Origin of the sequence: Streptomyces sp. NPDC048565, from assembly GCF_040650935.1 — a bacterium.
Taxonomy (GTDB): domain Bacteria; phylum Actinomycetota; class Actinomycetes; order Streptomycetales; family Streptomycetaceae; genus Streptomyces.
On record NZ_JBEZIH010000004.1, the window covers coordinates 36,478 to 60,221 of the forward strand.

A 23,744-nucleotide genomic window follows, 5' to 3' on the forward strand; every position below is an offset into this window, starting at 1 on the left:
ATACGTGAACCGGGGAGAGATGAGCAGCACCGCACCAGATGTGACCGTCATCATCGGCGCCTACGAAGCCATGCCGTACCTGATCCGCTGCCTGGACTCCGTCGAGGCACAGACGCTTCCGGCCGGGCGCATGGAGATCGTGGCCGTCGACGACGGGTCGACCGACGGCACCGGGGAGTACCTGGAGGAGTTCGCCGCCAGGACCGCCATCGACATGCGCGTGGTTCACCAGGAGAACTCCGGTGGCCCGAGCGGGCCGCGCAATGTCGGGCTCGGTCTCGCCCGCGGCCGGTATGTCTTCTTCCTCGACGCGGACGACTACTTCGGCGACGAGGCCCTGGAGCGGATGGTCGCGATGGGCGACCGGGCCGGCACGGACGTGGTGCTGGGGAAGGTCGTCGGCGTCAACCGCGGGGCGGCCAAGTCGATGTGGAAGGAGACCGTCGAGCGCGCCGACGTCTTCTCCTCCAACATCAAATTCACCCTGAGCGCCCAGAAGCTGTTCCGGCGGGATCTCCTGGTGCGGCTGGGCATGAAGTTCGACGAGGACCTCAAGACGGGTGAGGACGCGCTCTTCACCATGGAGGCGTATCTGCGGGGCAGTGGCGTCTCCGTCGTGGCCGACTACACCTGCTACTACCTCGTGGGCAGGGAGGACGGCAAACACCTGACGAAGAGCGGCACCTACCGGCTGCGCTTCGATTCGGCCAGGGCGCTCATGGGGCTGATCGCCGCGCACGTCCCACCCGGGCCGAAGCGGGACGTCCTGATGGTCCGGCCGTTCGTCATCACGCTGCTCCCGCAGTTCGGGCCGTCCCTGCTGCGACAGTCCGCCGCGGTGCGGAAGAAGAAGATGGAGCTGGCGGCGCCCCTGATGAAGGCCTACTGGTCACCCGGTGTGGCCCGTCGCCTCAAGGTCCACGAGCGGCTCCGGCTGGTCTGCATCTCGCAGGGCAGACTCGACCTGCTCCTGGACGTCGTGCAGTTCATCAAGGACAAGAAGAAGCCGCGGGTGGTGCGCAAGGGGATCCGGGGCCGGGTGTACCTGGCCTACCCCCACTTCGGGGACAGCACGGAGCTGCCTCTGGCGGCGTACGAGCTGACCGTGACCGAGTGGATCGGCCGGAAGCGGATCGACGTGCCAGGGCATCAGTCCACTGCCGCCGTCCTGCGGCGACTGGCAGGCAGGGCACGCAGATCGGCCCGGGCCGCCGGACTGCATGTGCCGCGCCGCGCCCACAAGGTCTGAGGCGACGGGCGTGGGGCGGCAGTGGACAGGACCCCTACTGGTCAGGGCGCAGCAGCCTGCGGACCGGACGTCCCACCACGCGCCGGGCGCGACGGTAGGCCGAAGGCAACGCGGCCGTCGCCTCTCCGTCTGCCTGCAGCTTGATGCTGACAGGACCGGCCTTCTTCGCGAGCTGGCTGCGCAGCCGGGCGTTCTGCGCGGACAACTCCTCCATCTGGCTCTGCATCCAGCTGAAGCGGCTGCTCAGCGAGTCGGGGTCGGTGTCGGTCCACGGGCGCACGGCCGGCGGAAGGGTGAGCTTGGCCATCGTGGCGTCGAACGACTTGCCGCTGTCGCCGTGGTGGAAGGTGTTCTCCAGGCCGTTCCTCTCCATGAAGCCGGTGAAACGGAGAAAACGTTCCTTGTGGCCGTTCACCAGTTCGCTGAAGTCCGCCGATTCGTAGAGCTCCGCGGGGTCGATGTTCTTGGGCGTCTCGGAGATCTTGCGGTGCGGAATGCCGAAGTAGCGGCAGAGCTCCAGGGTCCGGGAGTCGCTGCAGAGCACGGTGCTGGGGACGCCGGCCAGCAGCGCCGCGATGTTCCCGTGGATGCGTGAGCCGAACGAGAAGTCGAACGCGCGTAGCTCGTCGATCCAGGTGGCCGGGTCGACGTAGAGGCGGACCTTGCCCTCGCGGTACATCGGGTGGGACGGATGGGTCGGCATCGAGGTCTGGGCGCCGATCCGGTTCGACGTCTCCCTCCAGTGGAGCAGCTGCGCCTCCAGGAGGTTCTGCCCGACGAACCGCAGATTCGGATAGCGCTCGTGTGCCTGCCGGATGATGGCGTCGAGACCGTGCGAACGAACGGCACTGTGTGAGCCGTTCACCGAGATGCGGGACTCGGCGGTGAGCGACTCGGCCTTCTTCTCGACCGTGAACGTCTCGCCGTCCATGAACATGGAGGGGCAGCCGATGACCTCGACGTCCCGGAAGCCCATGCTCTTCAGGTACTGCTCGGTGAACTCACCCCGCACGCCGATGGAGGCGCTGCGGTTGAGCACCTCGGTGACGAACTCCCTGACGGTCGGCTCCATCGCCTTCAGCCGGGACGCGTCGTACTTGAGGTCGGCCTGCGCACCGACACCCAGGACGACGACGGGGATGCGCAGCTTCTTGATCAGCTGTGTCATCCGCTTCAGAGGACGTTCGAACGTCGGCCGGAAGGCATTCGCCAGCGGCACGACGAATACGTCGAACTCCTCGTTTATGCGGGCGGCCGCCGACGGATCCGTCCGGATGCCGTTGGAGAAGACCTCCGCACGCGGAGTCGTGAGAATCTTGTGTGCCGCATCGCTGAAGATCAGGTTGCCCGCGTTGGTCGCGAAGACATCTCTGTCGAGGGACTGTTCGAGCGAAGCCACATCGAAGGGGCTTTTGCCCGATCTGAGGAGAATGCGCCTCTGGCGGGTCAGTTCATCTGTCACGCGATAGAGGGTAGCCCCCATGAACGGCGGGTGGAGATTGAGTAAATGGTCTATTCCGGGGCATGTCGAAGCATGACCGGAAGCCATCGGTCCGCGTAGTGGCGTCCACATGCGGACAGCAGCTGAGACGGCACGGTGCGAGCCCCGCCCCCTCGCGTAGATTGAGGAAAACCGAGCAGGACGACGTGATGGGGACGGGCGTACGTGTCAGGGGCAAGGGAATCCGAAGGCGCGGCGACTGAACGCGGGGACGCGCCCGGCACAACCGTGGGGGCCGGGCTCAGCGCGTCCGCCGGGCTCAGCGCGTCCGCCGTGGGCGGCGCGGGGCACAGGCCGGGTGTGACCGATGCCCGCCGCATCGTGGTCAAGGTCGGCTCCTCCTCGCTCACCACCGCGGCGGGGGGCCTCGACGCCGACCGGGTCGACGCGCTCGTCGATGTACTGGCCAAGGTCAGGAGCGGCGGAGAGCGCGAGATCGTCCTCGTCTCCAGCGGCGCCATCGCGGCCGGCCTCGCACCCCTCGGGCTCGTGCGCAGGCCCAAGGACCTGGCCAGGCAGCAGGCCGCAGCCAGCGTCGGCCAGGGGCTGCTCGTCGCCCGCTACACCGCGTCCTTCGCCCGTTACGCCGTACGGGTCGGGCAGGTGCTGCTGACGTCCGACGACACCAGCCGGCGCGCCCACTACCGCAACGCCTACAGCACGCTCGACCAGCTCCTGGAGATGGGAGCGTTCCCCGTCGTCAACGAGAACGACACGGTGGCCACGGACGAGATCCGGTTCGGGGACAACGACCGGCTCGCCGCGCTCGTCGCCCATCTGGTCCACGCCGACCTTCTCGTGCTCCTGTCCGACGTGGACGGCCTCTACGACGGGGATCCGAGCAGGCCGGGCACCTCCCGCATCGCCGAGGTGACCGGGCCGGCCGACCTGGAGGGCGTCGCCATCGGCAGCGCGGGGAAGGCGGGGGTCGGCACCGGCGGCATGGTGACCAAGGTCGAGGCGGCCCGGATCGCCACCGCCGCCGGCATCCCGGTCGTCCTCACCTCGGCGAGCCACGTCGCCGACGCCCTCGCGGGGCGCGACACCGGTACGTACTTCCACCGCACCGGGCGCCGCTCGGCCGACCGGCTGCTCTGGCTGGCCCACGCCTCGACCCCGCGGGGCGCCCTCACGCTCGACGACGGAGCGGTGCGCGCGGTCGTCGAACGCCGTACCTCCTTGCTGCCCGCGGGGATCTCCGCGGTCGAGGGCGAGTTCTCCGCGGGGGACCCGGTCGAGCTGCGCGACCCCGCCGGCCGGGCCGTCGCCCGGGGTCTCGTGAATTTCGACGCGAAGGAGATCCCCCAGCTGCTCGGCCGGTCCACCCGCGACCTCGCGCGCGAGCTGGGCCCCGCCTACGAGCGGGAAGTCGTACACAGGGACGATCTCGTCGTCCTCACGCCCCGCCCGGCCCCCTGAAACGGCTGAAAGTCCGGCCTCCGGGCGGAGACCTTCACGAAAACCGCCCCACACCCGCCCCCGGACTGGTCAACTTTGTCGTGGGGGTATCTGGGGTATCCGAGCGAAAGACCCTTGGGTCAGCACAGCTACACATTCACAGGAGGCCGCCGGTGAGACGAGCGCGCCCGGGGGCGCCGCCCCGCGGAACGGGCAGCCGTGCCCTGACCAGCGTCGGGGCGGGAGCCGATTTCGTCGGCACGCCCACCGACCAGACCACCGAGCAGCAACCGGTGGTCACGGACGAGGAACTGACCCGCTCCAAGCTGTGGCACATCACCCTCAGTGTCTCCGGCAGCGAGACGCCGCTGAAGGAGGTCAGGCGCGGACTCGAGCAGCTGGCGCACGACCACCCGTTCCTGCTGACCAGCCGCTATGCCAACGACCACGCGGAGGTCCGCTACTGGGAAGAGGCCAGGGACCTGCACGACGCCGCGGCCGTGGCGCTGCGGCTGTGGGGCGAACACCGGTCCAGCGCGAAACTCCCGCCCTGGGAGATCGTCGGCCTAGAGGTCATCGACCGGGAGACCTACCACCTGCGTATCGCTGAGGGCTACGGGCCGCCCCCGGCAGCCCCCGTCGGTGTGCACCCCTACTGACCTCCTGCTGACCGGCGGGGCGCACCGCACCGGTACGACCCGTCTCGCATCACGGGATACGTGACGGATGCCCGCAGTGTGCGCACTACCCTGCGGGCATGACCACGCTTTCGCCGTACGACAACATGTCCCCGGTCGCCCAGGCCGCCTACCGGGCACGCGCCGCCGCCGACGACATCGCGCCACTCCCGCGCGCGGCGAAGGACGATGCCCTGCTGGCGATCGCGGACGCGCTGGAGGTGCGCACCGGCGAGATCGTCGAGGCCAACGCCGTGGACGTCGCGAAGGCCAGGGAGGCAGGGACGAGCGAGTCGGTCGTCGACCGGCTCACGCTCACACCGGAACGCATCCGCGCGATCGCGGCGGACGCGCGTGACGTGGCAGCGCTGCCGGACCCGGTCGGCGAGGTGGTCCGGGGCTCCACCCTCCCCAACGGCATCGATCTGCGTCAGGTGCGGGTGCCGCTCGGAGTGGTCGGCATCATCTACGAGGCCAGGCCCAATGTGACGGTCGACGCCGCAGCGCTCTGCCTGAAGTCCGGCAACGCGGTGCTGCTGCGCGGATCCTCGTCGGCGCACGCCTCGAACACCGCCCTGGTGCGGGTGCTCCGTGACGCGGTGGGCGGGTCCGGCCTCCCGGCGGACGCGGTGCAGCTCGTCCCGGGCGAGAACCGCGACTCGGTGCGCGAGCTGATGCGGGCACGCGGCCTCGTCGACGTACTGATCCCGCGCGGCGGCGCCTCCCTGATCCGCACGGTCGTGGAGGAGTCGACGGTCCCTGTCATCGAGACGGGCACCGGCAACTGCCATGTGTACGTCGACGCGCAGACCGACCTCGCCATGGCTGTGGAGATCCTCGTCAACTCCAAGGCGCAGCGGCCGAGTGTCTGCAACGCCGCCGAGACCCTTCTGGTCCACAAGGACATCGCCGCCGACTTCCTGCCCCTGGCCCTGGACGCGCTGGCGCGCGCGGGGGTGACGGTGCACGGCGACGAGCGGGTGCTGGCGTACGCCGAGGAGTCCAAGGCCACCGTCGTGCCGGCGACGCCGGAGGACTGGGAGACCGAGTACCTCTCGTACGACATCGCGGCCGCCGTCGTGGAGTCGCTGGAGTCCGCCGTGGCGCACATCAGGCTCTGGTCCTCCGGCCACACCGAGGCGATCGTCACCACTTCGCAGGCGGCGGCCCGCCGGTTCACCCAGTTGGTGGACTCCACGACGGTCGCCGTGAACGCGTCGACGCGCTTCACCGACGGCGGGCAGTTCGGATTCGGCGCCGAGATCGGCATCTCCACGCAGAAGCTGCACGCCCGTGGGCCTATGGGGCTGCCCGAGCTGACGTCGACGAAGTACATCGTCACCGGGGACGGCCACATCCGTTAGTCCCGGCGGCCCCTGGGCCCGGGCTCGCCCTGGGCCCGGGCCGGGCGGGCGACTTCGCGGGCTCCCTGCCCAAATCGCCCTGCCGGGGCTAGGCTGAAGCCGTGCCGGACGACGTGGGGGGCAGGCCGTTCCCGGACGGCTGGGAGCCCGACGACGACCGCGGGGGCGCGGACGAGGACTTCGCCTCCGTGGTGTTCGACGAGGACTTCATCCGGTCCGCCGAGATCCATGAACCCACCGCGGTGGAGCGCCTGCTGGCCGCCGCGCAGGACCGCGCCGAGGCCGAGGCCGGCCGGGCTCGGCGGGGCGGCGGAGCCCCGGACGACGACCTCTGCGACGACTACGGCCCCGGCGGCCTGTACGGCCACGAGAGCGCCTTCGGCGACTCCTGGGACCCCGATGGCCCCGACGGCGTACGCGAGGACGAGAGCGGCCCTTACGGGCGTCACGGCGGCTCCCTGCGCCCTTACCGTGGCGCCACTCGCTGGCACCGGCCCATCGCCTGGGTGCTCGCCCTGCTGATGGGGATCGGGATGGTGGCCCTGGCCTTCAACGCGGTGTACCGCGGCGCGGCGGCAGGCCGGGAGGACCAGGTGCCGTCTCCGGTGACCAGCGGCGTCGACAAGCCGCCTGGCGCGGTCCCCTCCGCATCGGCCGACTACTCCCGCCCGGCGGTTTCCGCCGTTCCCCGCACCCCCTGAGTCGGGCCTCCCGCCTGTTCTTCCTCCTCTTGGCCCGCCTGTTCTCCCGTTTGCCCCTCCGTCGCACTCCGTCGCCCTCCCGGCGGCGCTCCACCTGCGCTCCCACCTGCGGCGCGTTTACCTTGATGAGGATCGATCCAATCTGAAGGTATGACCTTGTGACCCCTTCTCTCGTCCCCGTCCCCGGGAAGAGGGCCAGCCACGTGTCCATGTGTCGAACCCGTGACGGACAGGTCCGCCCGATGCCGAGCGGCTGACGCGGATCCAGCGCCAGCCCCCGCCGGTGGCGCGGAGATCGGGAGAAGTCATGACAGGTCGCGGAGAACCGCCGGAAGGACCGCTCGACAACCCCTCGGGCGGGGAGGACGAGTACCGCTCACTCGTCTTCGATGAATCGTTCGTCCGCGCTGCCCGGCTGCAGGAGTTCTCCGCGCAGGAGCGCATGGGCGACCACGCGCGCGCCGTACGCTCCCTGCCCGGCCGCGCCACCCGGAGGCACCGCCCCAGGGCGGGTATCGCTCTCGTCGTGCTGATCGCGCTGGCCTTCGCCAGCGCCGTCTACATCGGCTTCCGCAACCCCTACCCGCCCACCGTCGGCAGACGTGCCGAACCCCTGCGCACCACGGTGGTCCCGCTCGCCCCGAAAGGCGCTGTGCCCGGAGGAACCGCCGAGTCGCTCCTCGCCGACGGCCCGGCCGCGGAGCACAGCACGGGCGCCTCGGGCATCACCCTCCCGCCGGTCCGGCGGACGGAGAACTTCTCGGACAGCCAGGTGACCATCGCCCTGACCACGGTCAAGGACTACCTGGTGGGCTCCTCTCTCGACCCCGACGTACTGACCGCCGGGGTCGTCCGGCCGGTCGGACGGCTGCTCGACCCGGACCAGACGGCGCAGTTCGACCGGAGCGTGGACTCACCGGCCGACGACGGCGAGCACAGCGCTGCCGGCTGGCTGGTGCGCTTCGACCCGGCCGAGGTCGAACTGGCCGATACCGACGTCCGTGTGCACGGCAGCCTCTCCTACGCGGAGGCGGGGTCGGACATCCTGGAGGTGGTGTCCGACCACACCTTCACCTATGCGCTGCGCCCCGCCGTGTCCGGCCCCCACCGGGCCGACGGAGCCTCGCTGTTCACCGTGCGCCGCATGCTGCATTTCCTGCTCGACCGGGAAGACATCCGGCTGCACCGGCTGGAGGTCCGCAGCGCCTACGTCCAGGCCGGTCCGCAGTCGTGCTCGGCCGATACGGCGAGTGTCCTGCATCCGCTGTTCGCGGGCGGACGGGCCGACACCCGGGGCCCCACAGGCACCGACCCGTACGCCACGGGGGTGCCCACGGCGGCGCTCTGCGGCACGCTGTCCGTCAGCTCCCCGAGCCCGGGCCCTCCTCCTCCGGGTCCTCAGGATCCGGACGCCGCCAGGTCCCCTCGGAGCCGTCCGTAGAGTCCGAGGGCGGAGTTCCCTTGGCCGCGCCGCCACCAGCGCCGTCGCCGCCACCGGCGCCACCGCCGGCCGCGCCGGTGAACCGGTCCCGGAGCTTGCCTCCCAGGTCGCCGGCGCCGCCCGCGATGTCACCGACGAGCTTCATCAGCGGGTCCTTGCTGGTGCGCACCGTGTCGGCGTAGTGCGAGGCGGACTGACGGAAGGAGTCCGTCACCGAGGCGTCCTTGTCCTCGTCGCGCTTGGCGTAGTGGCCGTCCATGATGCGCTGGAAGTCCCGGGTCTCCGACCACTTCTTCAGCTCGGCCGCCCGGATCGTGGTGAACGGATGCGTCCGGGGCAGCACATTGAGGATCTTGAGCACTGAGTCGCGGAGGTCGCCGCCCTTCTCGTACTCGTCCGCCTGGGCGAGGAAGGCGTCCACATTCATCTCGTGGAGATGGTTGCCACCGGCGATCTTCATCAGCCCGCGCATGGAGGCACGCAGGTCCTGCCCCACCAGCAGCCCTGCGCGGTCGGCGGACAGCTCCGACTTGCGGAACCACTCGCGCAGCGCGGTCACGATCGCCATGATCGCGACATTGCCGAGCGGGATCCACGCCACCTTGAGCGCGAGATTGGTGAGGAAGAGCAATATCGTGCGGTACACCGCGTGGCCGGAGAGCGCATGGCCCACCTCGTGGCCGACCACGGCCCGCATCTCCTCCTCGTCGAGCAGCTCCACGAGCCCGGTCGTCACCACGATGATCGGCTCGTCGAGGCCGATACACATGGCGTTGGGCTGCGGGTCCTGATTCACGTACATCGGCGGGACCCGCTCGAGATCCAGGATGTAGCACGCGTCCCGCAGCATGTCGTTGAGATGCGTGAACTGGGCGTCGCTCACCCGGACGGAGTCCGACAGGAAGAGCAGCCGCAGGCTGCGCTCGGGCAGCAGCCCGCTCAGCGCCTTGAACACCGTGTCGAAACCGCTCAGCTTGCGCAGGGCCACCAGGGCCGAACGGTCCGCCGGATGCTCGTAGGCCCGTGATGAGATGTCCGGGAATCGCCTCCGGTGCCTGCTCGGCACGCTCTCGTGACTGGCGTCGGTCATGGATGCCCCCTGTTCGTACGAGACGTTGCTCGTCCCCCTGACACAAGCCAGCGTATGCGCTGGCGCTACGGTGTGCGGGGGGCTGTGGATAACTTTGAGGAGCGCCCGGAATGCCGCACAACGCCGTCATGCTCGCCGCCGTGTCCGAGGGCCAGGGGCCGGGCAACCTGCTTCGCATCGTGCTGCTGGCCTCGCTCGTCGGAGCCGCCCTGCTCGCCTGGTTCCTGCTGCGCGGATACCGCAACGACGACAAGAACGACTGAGTCGGCGTGAGCGTGCCCGGAGCACCCGCATACGATGTGCGCGACGTCTCCCTCCTGATTCCCGATGGATAGGTCCTGCAGAAGATGAGCTTCCCGAGCACCGCGCACCAGCTGGTCACCCTCGCTGCCGAAGGCGAGCAGGGTGGTAACCACGAAAGCCTCAGCCCGTACGTCACCGGTGGCGGCGCGTTCCTCGTGCTGCTGCTCCTGCTGTGGATCACCACCCGCTTCAACCGCGACCGCTGAGGCACAGGGCGAACAGCTGTGCCAGTAGGGTCTGCACGCATGGGAGAGCAGGAAGTGCCTACCGGCCCCGACAAGCGCCGCATCGGAGTGATGGGCGGGACGTTCGACCCGATCCATCACGGACACCTGGTGGCGGCCAGTGAAGTGGCCGCCCACTTCCACCTCGACGAGGTCGTGTTCGTCCCGACCGGGCAGCCCTGGCAGAAGAGCCACAAGCAGGTGTCACCGGCCGAGGACCGCTATCTGATGACGGTCATCGCGACGGCGTCCAACCCGCAGTTCTCGGTGAGCCGCAGTGACATCGACCGCGGCGGGCCGACGTACACGATCGATACGCTGCGGGATCTGCGTACGGTCCACGGCGACGCGGACCTCTTCTTCATCACCGGCGCCGACGCCCTGTCCCAGATCCTGACCTGGCGGGACGCCGAGGAGCTTTTCTCGCTCTCCCACTTCATCGGCGTGACCCGGCCGGGCCATCTGCTGACGGACGACGGGCTGCCCAAGGGCGGGGTCTCGCTGGTGGAGGTGCCCGCGCTGGCGATCTCGTCCACGGACTGCCGTGACAGGGTCGCGCAGGGGGACCCGGTCTGGTATCTGGTGCCGGACGGTGTCGTCCGTTACATCGACAAGCGCCAGCTGTACCGCGGCGAATGAGCCACGGAGAGGGGCACCTGTGAACGACCGACACGACCCGTACGACCCGTACCAGCAGCCGCAGATCATCGGCTACGACGCGTACGGGCAGCCGGTCTACCAGCAGCAGGAGCAACAGCCACCGCAAGGGCAGGGGCAGCAGCAGTACGACCAGTACGACCCGTACGCCCAGCAACAACCCCAGCAGCAACAACCCCAGCAGGGATACGGCTACGACCCGTACGCCGCCGCGCAGCAGCAGCAGTACGACCCGTACGCCCCCCAGCACCCGGCGCAGCCGACACAGCAGGGGTACGGCTACGACGACGGCAGCTACGCGGCGTACGGCTACGACACGGGGCAACAGCCCGCCGTGGACGACTCCACCCAGCAGTGGAACGTCCACCAGGCACCTGCCGCACCGGCGGCCGCTCCCGCGCCTCCGCTCCCGGAACAGCGCCGTGATCCCGAACCGGCGCCGGAGGCCGCCGTCCCCGGGCAGCGCCGCGCCGACCGCGACTACCGCACCGAGCAGTTCTCCTTCATCGAGGAGCCCGACGAGGACTCCGAAGATGTCATCGACTGGCTGAAATTCACCGAGAGCCGCAGCGAGCGACGCGAGGAGGCCCGCCGGCGCGGGCACAACCGCATGGTCGCGCTGATAGTCGTCGTGGCTCTCGTGGTCGTCGGCGGAGCGGGCTATCTCTGGTTCGCCGGCAAGATCCCGGGAGTCTCCGGCAAGGACGCGCAGAACGCCACCGCGACCGGTCCGCAGAAGCGGGACGTCATCGTCGTCCATCTGCACAACACCAAGAAGGGCGGCACCTCGACGGCGCTGCTCGTCGACAACTCCACCACCGGCCAGGGCACCACGGTCCTGCTCCCCAACTCGCTGGCCGTGGCCGCCGAGGACGGGTCCACCACCACGCTCCGCAAGTCCGTCGACGACGACGGATCCACCGGCACCCGTGAGGCGATCGACACCCTGCTCGGCACCAGCATCAGTGGCACCTGGCGCCTGGACACCCCGTACCTGGAGAACCTCGTCGAGCTCGTGGGCAACATCGAGGTCGACACCGACACGGCCGTGCCCGACTCCAAGAAGGGCGCGGACCCCCTTGTGAACAAGGGGAAGGCGCAGACGCTGAGCGGCCCGATGGCCGTCGCGTACGCCACCTACCAGGGTTCGGGCGAGCCGGAGTCCAAGCAGCTGGCGCGCTTCGGCGAGGTCATGCGAAGCGTGCTGCGCAAGCTGTCGGAGGATCCCAAGGCCGCGACCCTCACCATCGAGACCCTCGCGCAGATCCTCGACCCGTCCCTGCCGGAGCAGGACCTGGGCGCCTCGCTGGCGAAGCTGGCCGGGCACGCCAAGGTGGGCGACTACAGGACGGAACTGCTCCCGGTCCAGGGCGACGGCACCCTGACCGAGAAGGCGACCGAGGACGTCGTCAAGGACGTCCTGGGCGGCAAGGTGAAGGCCCCGGACCAGGGGGCGGCCGTACGCGTCGGCATCAAGAACGCCACGGGGAACACGAAGAGCACGGAGTACGCCAGGGTCCAGCTCGTCAACGGCGGCTACGCCTTCGTGGACAGCGGCAAGGCGGACACCGCGACCTCGTCCGAGGTGGTCTACGGAGCGGCGGAGGACAAGGCGAAGGCGGTCGAGGTCGGCAAGACGCTGGGCCTGCCGGACAGCGCCGTGAAGAAGGGGAAGCCCGCGGCGAACGCCGATGTGTCGGTCACCCTCGGACAGAACTACAAGATCGACGACAAGACGTCGTGACGGGACGGCCTCGCGCGGGCGAGGGCGTCAGGGCTGTCGGCGGTCCGTGAGACCCTAGAGGTTGATCTGACCGCCGACGAAAGCCTGCATGTGACCGCCACGGACCGCTCCATCGAGCTCATCAACGCCGCTGCCCAGGCGGCGGCCGACCGGCTCGCGCACGACATCATCGCCTACGACGTCAGCGACGTGCTGTCGATCACCGACGCCTTCCTGCTGGCCTCGGCTCCCAACGACCGCCAGGTCAAGTCGATCGTCGACGAGATCGAGGAGCGGCTGCTGAAGGAGCTCGGCGCCAAGCCGGTGCGCCGCGAGGGCGACCGGGACGCCCGCTGGATCCTCCTCGACTACGTCGACATCGTGATCCACGTCCAGCACAGCGAGGAGCGTGTGTTCTACGCGCTCGAGCGGCTGTGGAAGGACTGCCCCGAGATCGGCCTCCCCGAGGACGCTCTCAAGACCCGGGGCAAGGCCGAGGAGCACGCCCAGCTCAACGGCGGCACGGAAGGTGACCAGAGCTGAACGGCAGCACGAGCGGCAGGGGCCGCAAGATCGTCCTCTGGCGGCACGGCCAGACGGCGTGGAATCTGGAGCGCCGTTTCCAGGGTTCCACCGACATCGAGCTGACCGGGACCGGCGTCGGTCAGGCACGCCGCGCCGCCCGGCTGCTCGCTTCGCTGGAGCCGGACGCGATCGTGGCGTCCGACCTGCGACGGGCGGCGGCGACGGCTGCCGAGCTCGCCTCGGTCACCGGTCTCGATGTCGCCCACGACGCGGGGCTGCGCGAGACGTACGCGGGTGCCTGGCAGGGCCTCACGCACGAGGAGATCGTCGGGCAGTACGGCGGGGAGTACGCCGCGTGGAAGCGCGGTGAGCCGGTCCGCAGGGGCGGTGGCGAGCTGGAGACCGAGGTCGCCGACCGGGCCGCCCCGGTGGTGCTGGAACACGCCGGCAAGCTGCCCGACGCGGGCACGCTCGTCGTCGTGAGTCACGGCGGCACGATCCGGACGACCATCGGCCGTCTGCTCGGTCTCGAGGCCCACCACTGGGAGGGGCTCGGAGGGCTGTCCAACTGCTGTTGGTCCGTCCTGGGCGAGGGCGCGCGCGGCTGGCGCCTGCTCGAACACAACGCCGGGACACTCCCGGAACCCGTGCTCGGGGACGACGACTAGGACGGCCTGCCGAGGCCCCTCGGGGCGGCGGGGGCCGGATTTCACTTTCCGGCTCGTCGCAGGCTAAAGTTCTTCTTGTTCGCGGCGCGGAAACGCAGGGAAACACAGCGAACAGCGGGGCTATAGCTCAGTTGGTAGAGCGCCTGCATGGCATGCAGGAGGTCAGGAGTTCAATTCTCCTTAGCTCCACAGACAAGATCCCGTCCCCGGCAGGGGGCGGGATTTTTTTTACCGGTTGTGGGGGACCGGAGCGGTGACACGAGCCGGTCCTGCCACAACTGCCCTGGCCCGCCTGGGGCAAGGGCCGACAGGGTGCTCCCGCGTCTTCTTCGCGGGTACGCCGGACGATCCGGCGCCCTTCCTGCGGGGCGAAGGCGCGCGGTCGGGACGCTCGTCGGGCTGACCCTCTTGCGAGGCCATGGCAGAATCGGAGCGCCGGAGGGGGCGACGGACCGATCGGGAGGGAGCGCGATGCCTGCGAGCCGCGTACGGGCCCCGGGCCCGCCCCTTACCCCCACGGCGACCCACCGCTCCACCCTCCGCCTCTTCGCCACGTGCACGGCCTGCGGCCGCCCCCGGAGCTGACCGGATGGGTGCACACAGGCGGAAGTGCGACTGGTGCGGCAGCGGTACGCCCATCGTCCGGGACATGGACCCTGTCAACGCGGCGTTCCAGTACTGGTGCGAGGAATGCGCGCGGGCGCTGATCATAAAAGGGGACCCCATCGAGACGTACCGCGAGCTCGAGGGGGAGCCCATCTATGGTCGGCTCCTCGAGGAGCACTGCACACTCAAGCGCTTCTACTCCTTCGCCACCGCCTGACCCGGTGCCTCAGGAGCAGGCTGCTCCAGCTGCTCCCACGGAGCAACCGCTGGTCAGGGCGTTCCGCACCGGTCATATGTGGACAGAGTGGAAACGATTTTTGATGGGCCGCCGGGACCGTGTAATGTTCTCGATGTCGCCAGGGAAACCCGGCGGCGCACTTCACGGCACGGGGCTATAGCTCAGTTGGTAGAGCGCCTGCATGGCATGCAGGAGGTCAGGAGTTCAATTCTCCTTAGCTCCACAGTGAAGAAGCGGGTCATCCGAATCGGGTGGCCCGCTTCTTGTCGTCTTCGTCCGTCTCCGTCCGTCTCCGTCTCCGTCCTCGCCGGGCCGGGCCGGGCGACGGGCCCGTGCGGTACCCTGACGCCATGCGTGCCGTACGCCTTCTGCTTAGCGAGCCGCGCTGATCATTTCCGACCGGTGAGAACGCCTGGTCGGATTCGGCGCGGCGTCCCCTCCTGTGCGAGGGGATTTTTCGTTTCCGTAGACGTGTGTCCGTAGACGTGGGCGCCGGCAGATGACGATCGATGGAGCTTTGAGGATCATGAGCGAGACGAATACCGCGGCCGAGGTGGCCGCGCCGCACCGCTACACGGCAGCGATGGCCGCCGACATCGAGGCACGCTGGCAGGACTTCTGGGACGCCGAGGGGACGTACGAGGCGCCCAACCCGACCGGTGACCTGGCGGGCGATCCGGAGCTGTCCGCCAAGCCGAAGAAGTTCATCATGGACATGTTCCCGTACCCCTCGGGGTCCGGACTGCATGTCGGCCACCCGCTGGGCTACATCGCCACCGACGTCTACGCCCGCCACCAGCGGATGACCGGGCACAACGTCCTGCACACCCTGGGTTTCGACGCCTTCGGCCTGCCGGCCGAGCAGTACGCCGTGCAGACGGGCACGCATCCGCGGGCCTCCACCGAGGCCAACATGGAGAACATGAAGACCCAGCTGCGCCGGCTGGGCCTGGGTCACGACAAGCGCCGTTCCTTCGCGACGATCGACGCTGAGTACTACAGGTGGACCCAGTGGATCTTCCTGCAGATCTTCAACTCCTGGTACGACACCGAGGCCGACCGGGCCCGCCCGATCGCCGAACTGGTCGCGCAGTTCGAGAGCGGTGAGCGCCCGGTACCCGGCGGTGGCCGGTGGGACGAGCTGAGCACCGCCGACCGCGCCGACATCCTGGGGCACTACCGCCTGGCGTACGCCTCGGACGCCCCCGTCAACTGGGCGCCCGGCCTCGGCACCGTGCTGGCCAACGAGGAGGTGACGGCCGACGGCCGCTCCGAGCGCGGCAATTTCCCGGTCTTCAAGTCCAAGCTGCGCCAGTGGAACATGCGCATCACCGCCTACGCCGACCGGCTGCTGGACGATCTGGACGGGCTGGACTGGCCCGAGGCGATCAAGCTGCAGCAGCGCAACTGGATCGGCCGCTCCGAGGGCGCGCGAGTCGGCTTCCCCGTCGACGGGGCGGGGGACATCACCGTCTTCACGACCCGTCAGGACACCCTGTTCGGCGCGACCTACATGGTGCTGGCCCCCGAGCACGAGCTGGTCGAGCGGATCATCCCCGCCGCCTGGCCCGAGGGGACCCACCCGGTGTGGACCGGCGGCCACGCCAACCCGGCCGAGGCCGTCACCGCCTACCGCAAGCAGGCCGCGGCCAAGTCCGATGTGGAGCGCCAGGCGGAGGCCAAGGACAAGACCGGTGTCTTCACCGGGGCCTACGCGACCAACCCGGTCAGCGGCGAGAAGGTCCCCGTCTTCATCGCCGACTACGTCCTGATGGGCTACGGAACCGGCGCGATCATGGCCGTACCGGCGCACGACGCGCGCGACTTCGCCTTCGCGCGCGCCTTCGAGCTGCCGATGCGCTGCGTCGTCGAGCCCTCGGACGACCGGGGCCTGGACCCCTCGACATGGGAGAACGCGTTCTCCTCGTACGAGGCCAAGCTGGTCAACTCCGCCAACGAGGAGATCTCGCTGGACGGCCTGGGCGTCGTCGACGCCAAGGCGAAGATCACCGAGTGGCTGCAGGCGCAGGGTGTCGGCGAGGGCACCGTCAACTTCCGGCTGCGTGACTGGCTGTTCAGCCGTCAGCGCTACTGGGGCGAGCCCTTCCCCATCGTGTACGACGAGGAGGGCATCGCCCACGCGCTGCCGGAGTCGATGCTGCCGCTGGAACTGCCCGAGGTCGAGGACTACTCGCCGCGCACCTTCGACCCGGAGGACGCCGACACCCGGCCCGAGACCCCGCTGTCCCGGAACGCCGACTGGGTGAACGTCACCCTGGACCTGGGCGACGGTGCCGGTCTGCGGAGTTACCGCCGCGAGACCAACACCATGCCCAACTGGGCCGGTTCCTGCTGGTACGAGCTGCGCTACCTGGACCCGCACAACGACCAGCGGCTGGTCGACCCGGCGGTCGAGCAGTACTGGATGGGGCCGCGCGAGGGACAGCCGACCGGCGGCGTCGACCTGTACGTCGGCGGTGCCGAGCACGCCGTGCTGCACCTGCTGTACGCCCGCTTCTGGTCGAAGGTGCTGCACGACCTGGGGCACATCTCGTCCGTCGAGCCGTTCCACAAGCTGTACAACCAGGGCATGATCCAGGCCTTCGTCTACCGGGACAGCCGCGGTATCGCCGTCCCGGCCGCCGAGGTCGAGGAGCGCGACGGGGCGTACTACTACGCCGGCGAGAAGGTCAGCCGCGTCCTGGGCAAGATGGGCAAGTCCCTGAAGAACGCCGTGACGCCCGACGAGATCTTCGGCGAGTACGGGGCGGACACCCTGCGGCTGTACGAAATGGCCATGGGCCCGCTGGACGTCTCGCGTCCCTGGGACACCAGGGCCGTCGTCGGCCAGTTCCGGCTGCTGCAGCGTCTGTGGCGCAATGTCGTCGACGAGGAGACCGGCGAGGTCACCGTCGTGGACACGGAGCCCGGCGAGGACACGCTGAGGGCGCTGCACAAGGCCATCGACGGTGTCGGCCAGGACATGGCGGGGATGCGCTTCAACACGGCCATCGCCAAGGTCACGGAGCTGAACAACCACCTGACGAAGGCGGGCGGTCCGCTGGCGCGGTCGGTCGCGGAGCGGCTGGTACTGCTGGTCGCGCCGTTGGCGCCGCATGTGGCGGAGGAGCTGTGGCGCCGGCTGGGCCACACCGGGTCCGTCGTGCACCAGGACTTCCCGGTCGCGGACCCGGCGTACGTCGTGGACGAGACCGTCACCTGTGTGGTGCAGGTCAAGGGCAAGGTCAAGGCGCGCCTGGAGATCTCCCCGTCGATCTCGGACGCGGAGCTGGAGGCGCTGGCCCTGGCCGACGGGAACGTCGTCGCCGCGCTGGGAGGGGCCGGGATCCGCAAGGTGATCGTGCGGGCGCCGAAGCTGGTCAACATCGTTCCCGCTTAACGGCACCGGGGCGGTCCTGGCGGGAGGCCCCGGCAGGCGTGCCAGGGCTTTCCCCTACGGGCAGGTTGGGGGTTCCGGTGGAACCCCCAACCTGCCTGTTCCGTTTACGGTGGAAGGGGTGACCGCACACCGGCGGCCCGCCCGACGACCCGAGGGGCGTTCATGGAAGCCGTGATCCTGATCCTGGCGCTGCTGTTCGTGGCCTTCGTGGCGCTCGGGGTGTATGCCGGTGTGAAGACGGTGCGCGCGGCCAAGCGCGGTGTGGACCGGACGGTGACGCAGGCGCGCCGCTCGGTCGAGAACACCGCCCTGTGGGCCAAGAGCTACGGCCAGCCGGGCGTGCAGGGGGAGCTCGCACAGCTGAGGCTCACACTGCGTACATCCATGCGGGCCACCCAGGACACGCTGAACGCCGGGGTGGCGCAGGACGGCTCCCTCTCGGAGTCGCTGGAGCTCTTCCGGCGCCTGAGCGTGCACGGACACGAGCTCGACGACGAGCTCAAGCGCTTGGAGCGCGAGCCGGACCGGGCGACGGTGGCCTCGCTGCTGCCGGGCCTGAAGGAGCGCACCGAGCACATCACGCACTCGGCCGAGTCGCTGCGCTGGGCGGCGCGTGACAGGGCCAAGCGGTTCGCCGACGACGATCTGTCCGCGCTGAACGCACAGATCGACCTGGAGGCCGGGGCGCTGCGCCACTGGACGACCGAGGAGCCCGCGGCACCGGACGGGACGACCGGACGAAGCTGGAGCGGGCCCGCCGATGAGGCCTCTTCCACCACACCCTCTTCCGCGACGTCCTCCTCGGCCACGACGCCCCCTCCGCCCACGTCCCCGCCTCCGTCGCTCACGGCTCCGGACGCGAGGCTGCGCACGGGGTATCCGTGGCAGAAGTCCGCCAGGCCGGAAACCACGAACTGACTCGCGCCGACGGCGGGTCCTGACGTCTTCCGAAGAACCGAGGCGGGCCAGGGATGGATGCCGGGCGGACCGGAAATGATCAGCAGGTCGGTCCCGGGCTGCCGAGCTCCCGCCCTGGAAGGTAATCTCCGGCTCATGTCCCGCCATGTCGCGATCGTCACCGATTCAACGGCCTACCTGCCGCCTCAGACGATGGAACGGCACGGCATCACCGCGGTGCCGCTGACCGTCGTCCTGGGTGATCAGGCACTGGAGGAAGGCACGGAGATCTCGGCCAGATCGCTGGCCCTGGCACTGCAGAAGCGCCGCTCCGTGACCACGTCACGGCCCAGCCCTGACGTCTTCGCCGCCGCCTACCGCGCAGCGGCCGATGCGGGGGCCTCCGGCATCGTCTCGCTCCATCTGTCGGCCGAGTTCTCCGGTACGTACGACGCCGCCGTGGTCGCCGCGAAGGACGCACCCGTGCCGGTGCGTGTGGTCGACACCGGCATGGTGGCCATGGCCCTGGGCTTCAGCGCGCTCACCGCGGCCGAGGTCGCCGAGGCGGACGGCGGCCTGGACGAGGCGGTCGCGGCAGCCGAGAAGCGGGCGGCGGGGACATCGGCGTTCTTCTACGTCGACACGCTGGACTACCTGCGCAGGGGCGGGCGCATCGGCGCGGCCCAGGCGCTGCTGGGGTCGGCCCTGGCGGTCAAGCCTCTCCTTCAACTCGACGGCGGACGCATCGAGATGCTGGAGAAGGTGCGGACGGCGTCCAAGGCGGTCGCGCGGCTGGAGGAAATCGTCGCCGCGCGGGCCGGCACGGGTGCCGTGGACATCGCCGTCCATCATCTGGCCGCTCCTGAAGGGGCGGAGCGGCTGGCGGAGCGGCTGCGGGGGAGGGTTCCGGGCCTTGTCGACCTGCATGTGAGCGAGGTGGGCGCGGTGATCGGGGCGCACACCGGTCCTGGGCTGCTGGGAGCAGTGGTCGCGCCGCGCTGAATTCCACCCCGGCGGGTGACGAAGTTATTCACAACTGGTGAGTTATCCACTGTATTTGGGGCAGCTCGGCAGATTTCCTCGGAAGTGTCTAGCGTCCTGAGGCATGACCTTCCGATCGCTTCTCGTCACGGGTCGTGCCATCGACGAGCTGAGCCTCACAGCCGCCGCGCCAGCGCCTCCCGCACGCCGGTCCGCGGATCTGCCCGCGGATCTGCCCGCGCACGCGGCCATGGATCCACCCACGGGGCCGCCCACGCGCCCGCTCACACATCGGGCCACGGACCGTGCCGCGCTGCCTGTGTCCCATGGGGCCGGTGCGGCGGCGGGACGTGCCAGGAGGGGGCCCGGTGTCCGCCCCGGCGGGGCGGCCGGCACCTCGCCCGGCCGTGCGGCCATCCACACGTCCGGCGCACGGGGTGGGCGCCGACGGCGCGCCGAGCGCGGAGCGGGCGCCGAGATCGCGGCCGCCTCCCGGCTCCGCGCGGACGCACTCATGGCCGCCGACCGGGTCGCGGCCAGGTCCGCGAACCTGGCCACCTCCGGTCCGGCGTCCTCCGGTCCGGCGCCCTCCGTGCCGGTGCCGGTGTCGGAGCCCGCGCCGTCCGGTGGGGCCGGGCGGGGGCGCCCGACACCTTCCTGGGCGGCCCGTCCGCCGCGCCCGACGCCCGATGCCGGGTCCCCGACGGACCCGCCCGCCCAGCCGTCGGTCCCGCTGCTTGGTGGAGCCGGCGGGGGCTCCACCACGCGGACACCGTGGTGGCGAGAGGCCGGCCCCGCTCTGCGTGACCGGTTACCCCTGTGGGTGCAGCTGCGGTGCGGTCTGGAGCCACGCGCGCTCGCCGCGCTGGCCGTCGTCCTGGTCGGGGCCGCGGTGTTCGCGGCGGTGCACTTCTGGTCGGCCCGCCCCGAGGCCGTACACGCTCCCGACCGGGTCACGGAGGCCGCCGCTGTCCAGGCGGGAGGGGCGGAGTCCCCGAGCGCCCAGCAGCTGCCGGGCGCCTCGCCCGGTCCGGACGCGGGGCCGCGGACCGGCGCCTCGCCCGGCGGGCAGATCGTCGTCGATGTCAGCGGCAAGGTGCGCCGCCCTGGGATCCAGCACCTGCCGGCCGGCTCCCGCGTCGTGGATGCCCTGCGTGCCGCGGGAGGTGTCCGTGAGGGCGCCGATGTCACCGCGCTCAACCAGGCACGTGTCCTGACGGACGGCGAGCAGGTGGCGGTGGGCCTGCCCGGCGCACCGCCACCTCCAGGCCCGGGCGGCCCGGGAGCGGGCGGCTCCACGGCGGGAGGGGTCGGGCCAGGGGGGCAGGTGAGCCTCGGCACGGCCACGGCCGAGCAGCTCGAAACCCTGCCCGGTGTCGGGCCGGTGCTGGCCCAGCACATCGTCGACTACGGCGCCGAGCACGGGGGTTACCGCTCCGTCGATGAGCTCCGTGAGGTCAACGGCATCGGCGAACGCCGGTTCGCGGAGCTCCAGCCGCTGGTCAGGCCATGAGCACTCCGGACGTCCACACGGACTCGGGCCGACGGCTGGGCGCTGCGGACCCGCGCCAGGAGGCTCCCGCCGATCTGCGGCTGGTCCCTCCCGCGCTGGCGGCCTGGGCGGCGTCCGTGCTGGCCCTGGGGGCGCCGGGCCGGTGGGTGGCGGCCGGTGCGATTCTCCTCGGGTGCGTGGGGCTGGGCCTCGTCGCCGTACCCCGGATCGTGGCGCGAGCCGGGTCCCGAGGCGGGGTGGGTCCCCCGGGGCGGGTGGCCCGGGCCGTGCGGGTCGGCCCGGCGCTCGGATCCACCGGGCCGGCTGCGCCGCTCCCGCGTGCGGGGACGCGCCCCACGGCTGTGGCCGGGGTGCTGCTCTGCGCGGCGGCCGGTGCTGCGGCGGCCGGACTCCACGGCGCGGATTCCCGCAGCGGTCCCGTCCCCGCGCTGGCGCAGTCGTATGCGCGGGTCGTGGCGGAGGTCACCGTCACCTCCGATCCCCGGCGTACCCGGCCGCGGGTGCTGGGCGACCACAGCACGCCCGAATCCCTGCTCCTGGACGCCGAGATCGACCGGCTGACCGCCCCCGACGGCACGGTCACCAAGCTCCGCACCCCGGTGCTGCTCATGGTCTCCCCGGGTGGCACGGCGGAGCGGTGGCAGCGGCTGCTGCCCTCGACGGGGCTCCGCATCAGCGGGCGGCTCGCTCCACCGCGTCACGAGGGGGAGCGGATCGCAGCCGTGCTCGCCATCGACGCGGACGGCCCACCGGCGGTCATCACGGAGCCCGGCCTTCTGCAACGCGTGGCGGGGCGGCTGCGGGCAGGGCTGCGGGAGGCCAGCGAGGGGCTGGACGCCGATGCGCGGGCCCTCCTGCCGGGGTTGGTCGTCGGCGACATCTCGCGGGTTCCGCCCGACATGCACGATGCCTTCAAGGCCACCGACCTCACCCACCTGCTCGCCGTGTCGGGTTCCAACCTGTCAATTCTGCTCTTCCTGCTCATCGGCCCGCCGGGAAGCGCATCGCGCAGTGAGCGCCGCGGCCTGGCACCCCGGCTGGGCATCTCCCTGCGCATGACCGCCTTGACCGGTGGCGGCATCGCGCTCGCCTTCGTGCTCGTGTGCCGCCCGGAGCCGAGCGTCCTGCGCGCGGCCGCCTGCGGCCTGATCACCCTGCTCGCCATCGGGACGGGTAGGCGCAGATCGCTGATTCCCGCACTGGCCACGGCCGTTCTGCTGCTGGTGCTGTACGACCCGTGGCTGGCCCGGAGTTACGGCTTCCTGTTGTCCGTCCTCGCCACCGGTGCACTCCTCACCCTTGCGCCGAGGTGGAGCGACGCCCTTCAGCGGCACGGGGTTCCCACGCGGCTTGCCGAGGTGCTGGCCGCAGCGGGCGCCGCCCAGGCGGTCTGCGGGCCCGTGGTGGTGGTCCTCGCGTCGCGGGTCAGCCTGGTGGCGATTCCGTGCAATCTGCTGGCCGAGTTCGCGGTGGCACCGGCGACGGTCCTGGGTTTCGCCGCGCTCGCCGTGGCTCCCGTGGCGATGCCGGCGGCCGAAGTGCTGGCCAGGATCGCCGGATGGCCGGTCGGGTGGATCGCGTCCGTGGCCCGCACCGGGGCCGCGCTTCCTGGGGCGGAGGCCGACTGGCCGGGCGGCTGGCGCGGTGCGGCCCTCCTGGCGTTCCTCACGGCCCTGTTGGTGCTGTCGGCCCGCCGCCTGGCCCGCCACCCCTGGGTCTGCTCCGCGGCTGCGCTCCTGCTGGTGCTCGCGGTGCTGAGACCGGTGCCGCTCACCCGGTTCATGACGGGATGGCCGCCACCGGGCTGGTCCTTCGCGCTCTGTGACGTGGGGCAGGGGGACGCCATGGTGCTCGCCGCCGGGGACGGCGCGGGAGTGGTCGTGGACACCGGCCCTGAGCCCCGCCTCGTGGACGGGTGCCTGCGCGACCTGGGTATCACCCGTGTGCCTCTGCTGCTGTTGACCCACTTCCATGCCGACCATGTGCGCGGCCTGCCCGGTGCGTTGGGCGGCCGGGAGGTCGGCATGATCCAGACGACGAGCCTCGATGAACCGAAGGAGCAGGCGGCCTTCGTCAAGAGGACGGCAGCGGCGGCGCACGTCCCGGTGGTCAGGGCCGTACCGGGGGAGCGGCGTCGGACGGGACCTCTCGACTGGCAGGTGCTCTGGCCCGAGGCCGGGGCACCGGGCACGGGGCCGTCCTATCCGACCGAGGAGCCCAACGATTCCAGCGTCACCCTCCTCGTCCGCTCGGGCGGCCTGAGCCTGTTGCTCCTCGGCGATCTCGAACCTCCGGCGCAGCAGGGGGTGTTGCGCGGCCACCCGGCACTGCCCCGGGTGGACGTGCTGAAGGTCGCGCACCATGGCTCCGCCCACCAGGACCCCGCGCTCCTGCGTAGCGCACACCCGAGAATCGCGCTGATCAGCTGCGGCGCGGACAATCCGTACGGTCACCCGGCTGCCCGTACGCTCGAAGCGCTCGAAGCGGCGGGGGCGAAGGTGCTGCGCACCGACGTCCACGGTGCGATCGCGGTGACGGGTTCGGGCGCGGAGCTGCGTGCGGCAGGCAGGTCATGAACCCCGGGTGCG

20 protein-coding genes and 2 tRNA genes are annotated in these 23,744 nt (G+C 70.6%); 20 read left to right on the top strand and 2 right to left on the bottom strand.

Features of this window, described 5'->3' with window-relative positions; translation table 11 throughout:
• Positions 1-19: 19 nt before the first annotated feature.
• Positions 20-1,249, top strand: coding sequence for a glycosyltransferase family 2 protein (locus AB0C75_RS06390; protein ID WP_362887667.1), 1,230 nt, complete (start codon positions 20-22; stop codon positions 1,247-1,249).
• Between the two features lie 34 nt (positions 1,250-1,283).
• Here the strand turns inward: AB0C75_RS06390 and AB0C75_RS06395 are convergent, their stop codons facing one another.
• On the bottom strand, positions 1,284-2,711 hold the full coding sequence (locus AB0C75_RS06395; RefSeq protein ID WP_362887669.1) for a polysaccharide pyruvyl transferase family protein: 1,428 nt from the start codon (positions 2,709-2,711) through the stop codon (positions 1,284-1,286).
• Between the two features lie 339 nt (positions 2,712-3,050).
• Between AB0C75_RS06395 and proB the strand changes: the two genes are divergently transcribed.
• The 5 genes from proB (at position 3,051) to AB0C75_RS06420 (ending at position 8,331) form a co-directional block, all read left to right on the top strand.
• Entirely contained in the window at positions 3,051-4,169 is a 1,119-nt protein-coding gene (proB, locus tag AB0C75_RS06400; RefSeq protein ID WP_362887671.1) for a glutamate 5-kinase, read from the top strand.
• A 152-nt stretch (positions 4,170-4,321) separates the two neighbouring features.
• Entirely contained in the window at positions 4,322-4,807 is a 486-nt protein-coding gene (locus tag AB0C75_RS06405) for a hypothetical protein (RefSeq protein ID WP_362887673.1), read from the top strand.
• A 98-nt stretch (positions 4,808-4,905) separates the two neighbouring features.
• Positions 4,906-6,189, top strand: coding sequence for a glutamate-5-semialdehyde dehydrogenase (locus AB0C75_RS06410; protein WP_362887675.1), 1,284 nt, complete (start codon positions 4,906-4,908; stop codon positions 6,187-6,189).
• Positions 6,190-6,290: 101 nt separating this feature from the next.
• On the top strand, positions 6,291-6,890 hold the full coding sequence (locus AB0C75_RS06415; RefSeq protein ID WP_362887677.1) for a hypothetical protein: 600 nt from the start codon (positions 6,291-6,293) through the stop codon (positions 6,888-6,890).
• Positions 6,891-7,197: 307 nt separating this feature from the next.
• Entirely contained in the window at positions 7,198-8,331 is a 1,134-nt protein-coding gene (locus tag AB0C75_RS06420; RefSeq protein WP_362887679.1) for a hypothetical protein, read from the top strand.
• Here AB0C75_RS06420 and AB0C75_RS06425 read toward each other — a convergent pair.
• Positions 8,252-9,421: a M48 family metallopeptidase gene (locus AB0C75_RS06425; RefSeq protein WP_362887681.1), complete on the bottom strand. Its 1,170-nt coding sequence runs from the start codon at positions 9,419-9,421 to the stop codon at positions 8,252-8,254. The two genes, AB0C75_RS06420 and AB0C75_RS06425, sit on opposite strands and share 80 nt — an antisense overlap.
• Before the next feature lie 110 nt (positions 9,422-9,531).
• Between AB0C75_RS06425 and AB0C75_RS06430 the strand changes: the two genes are divergently transcribed.
• The 14 genes from AB0C75_RS06430 to AB0C75_RS06495 all read left to right on the top strand — a co-directional run bounded on the left by AB0C75_RS06430 (position 9,532) and on the right by AB0C75_RS06495 (position 23,732).
• Positions 9,532-9,684: a hypothetical protein gene (locus tag AB0C75_RS06430; protein ID WP_362887683.1), complete on the top strand. Its 153-nt coding sequence runs from the start codon at positions 9,532-9,534 to the stop codon at positions 9,682-9,684.
• Positions 9,685-9,768: 84 nt separating this feature from the next.
• Positions 9,769-9,930: a hypothetical protein gene (locus AB0C75_RS06435; protein ID WP_362887685.1), complete on the top strand. Its 162-nt coding sequence runs from the start codon at positions 9,769-9,771 to the stop codon at positions 9,928-9,930.
• Positions 9,931-9,969: 39 nt separating this feature from the next.
• A complete protein-coding gene (gene nadD / locus AB0C75_RS06440) occupies positions 9,970-10,587 on the top strand; it encodes a nicotinate-nucleotide adenylyltransferase (RefSeq protein ID WP_362887686.1) in 618 nt (205 codons plus the stop codon).
• A 19-nt stretch (positions 10,588-10,606) separates the two neighbouring features.
• Positions 10,607-12,349: an LCP family protein gene (locus tag AB0C75_RS06445; protein WP_362887688.1), complete on the top strand. Its 1,743-nt coding sequence runs from the start codon at positions 10,607-10,609 to the stop codon at positions 12,347-12,349.
• A gap of 90 nt (positions 12,350-12,439) precedes the next feature.
• The gene (gene rsfS / locus AB0C75_RS06450; RefSeq protein ID WP_362887690.1) at positions 12,440-12,871 is read left to right on the top strand and encodes a ribosome silencing factor; all 432 of its coding nucleotides are present in this window, start codon (positions 12,440-12,442) and stop codon (positions 12,869-12,871) included.
• Positions 12,868-13,521: a histidine phosphatase family protein gene (locus tag AB0C75_RS06455; protein ID WP_362888096.1), complete on the top strand. Its 654-nt coding sequence runs from the start codon at positions 12,868-12,870 to the stop codon at positions 13,519-13,521. Before rsfS ends, AB0C75_RS06455 begins: the two co-directional genes overlap by 4 nt.
• Positions 13,522-13,637: 116 nt before the next feature.
• A tRNA-Ala gene (locus AB0C75_RS06460) sits at positions 13,638-13,710 on the top strand.
• A gap of 400 nt (positions 13,711-14,110) precedes the next feature.
• Positions 14,111-14,344 carry a hypothetical protein gene (locus AB0C75_RS06465; RefSeq protein WP_362887692.1) on the top strand — a complete coding sequence of 78 codons (234 nt, stop codon included), beginning with the start codon at positions 14,111-14,113 and terminating at the stop codon, positions 14,342-14,344.
• 171 nt (positions 14,345-14,515) lie between these two features.
• Positions 14,516-14,588: transfer RNA gene (locus AB0C75_RS06470), tRNA-Ala, on the top strand.
• Positions 14,589-14,891: 303 nt separating this feature from the next.
• A complete protein-coding gene (leuS, locus tag AB0C75_RS06475; RefSeq protein WP_362887694.1) occupies positions 14,892-17,765 on the top strand; it encodes a leucine--tRNA ligase in 2,874 nt (957 codons plus the stop codon).
• Between the two features lie 162 nt (positions 17,766-17,927).
• A complete protein-coding gene (locus tag AB0C75_RS06480) occupies positions 17,928-18,683 on the top strand; it encodes a hypothetical protein (protein WP_362887696.1) in 756 nt (251 codons plus the stop codon).
• Positions 18,684-18,818: 135 nt separating this feature from the next.
• Positions 18,819-19,664, top strand: a complete 846-nt coding sequence (locus AB0C75_RS06485) for a DegV family protein (RefSeq protein WP_362887697.1) — start codon at positions 18,819-18,821, stop codon at positions 19,662-19,664.
• Between the two features lie 571 nt (positions 19,665-20,235).
• Positions 20,236-21,156, top strand: coding sequence for a ComEA family DNA-binding protein (locus AB0C75_RS06490; RefSeq protein WP_362888097.1), 921 nt, complete (start codon positions 20,236-20,238; stop codon positions 21,154-21,156).
• Complete coding sequence (locus AB0C75_RS06495) at positions 21,153-23,732, top strand: ComEC/Rec2 family competence protein (protein WP_362887699.1); 2,580 nt, start codon at positions 21,153-21,155, stop codon at positions 23,730-23,732. The genes AB0C75_RS06490 and AB0C75_RS06495 overlap by 4 nt, the downstream gene beginning before the upstream one ends.
• Positions 23,733-23,744 lie beyond the last annotated feature (12 nt).

Bases quoted from the DNA above. Each gene is read 5' to 3' on its own strand.
- AB0C75_RS06390 (WP_362887667.1), top strand. From the start codon at position 20: ATGAGCAGCACCGCACCAGATGTGACCGTCATCATCGGCGCCTACGAA.
- AB0C75_RS06410 (WP_362887675.1), top strand. From the start codon at position 4,906: ATGACCACGCTTTCGCCGTACGACAACATGTCCCCGGTCGCCCAGGCC.
- AB0C75_RS06420 (WP_362887679.1), top strand. From the start codon at position 7,198: ATGACAGGTCGCGGAGAACCGCCGGAAGGACCGCTCGACAACCCCTCG.
- AB0C75_RS06425 (WP_362887681.1), bottom strand. From the start codon at position 9,421: ATGACCGACGCCAGTCACGAGAGCGTGCCGAGCAGGCACCGGAGGCGA.
- AB0C75_RS06430 (WP_362887683.1), top strand. From the start codon at position 9,532: ATGCCGCACAACGCCGTCATGCTCGCCGCCGTGTCCGAGGGCCAGGGG.
- AB0C75_RS06435 (WP_362887685.1), top strand. From the start codon at position 9,769: ATGAGCTTCCCGAGCACCGCGCACCAGCTGGTCACCCTCGCTGCCGAA.
- nadD (WP_362887686.1), top strand. From the start codon at position 9,970: ATGGGAGAGCAGGAAGTGCCTACCGGCCCCGACAAGCGCCGCATCGGA.
- AB0C75_RS06465 (WP_362887692.1), top strand. From the start codon at position 14,111: ATGGGTGCACACAGGCGGAAGTGCGACTGGTGCGGCAGCGGTACGCCC.
- leuS (WP_362887694.1), top strand. From the start codon at position 14,892: ATGAGCGAGACGAATACCGCGGCCGAGGTGGCCGCGCCGCACCGCTAC.
- AB0C75_RS06480 (WP_362887696.1), top strand. From the start codon at position 17,928: ATGGAAGCCGTGATCCTGATCCTGGCGCTGCTGTTCGTGGCCTTCGTG.
- AB0C75_RS06485 (WP_362887697.1), top strand. From the start codon at position 18,819: ATGTCCCGCCATGTCGCGATCGTCACCGATTCAACGGCCTACCTGCCG.
- AB0C75_RS06495 (WP_362887699.1), top strand. From the start codon at position 21,153: ATGAGCACTCCGGACGTCCACACGGACTCGGGCCGACGGCTGGGCGCT.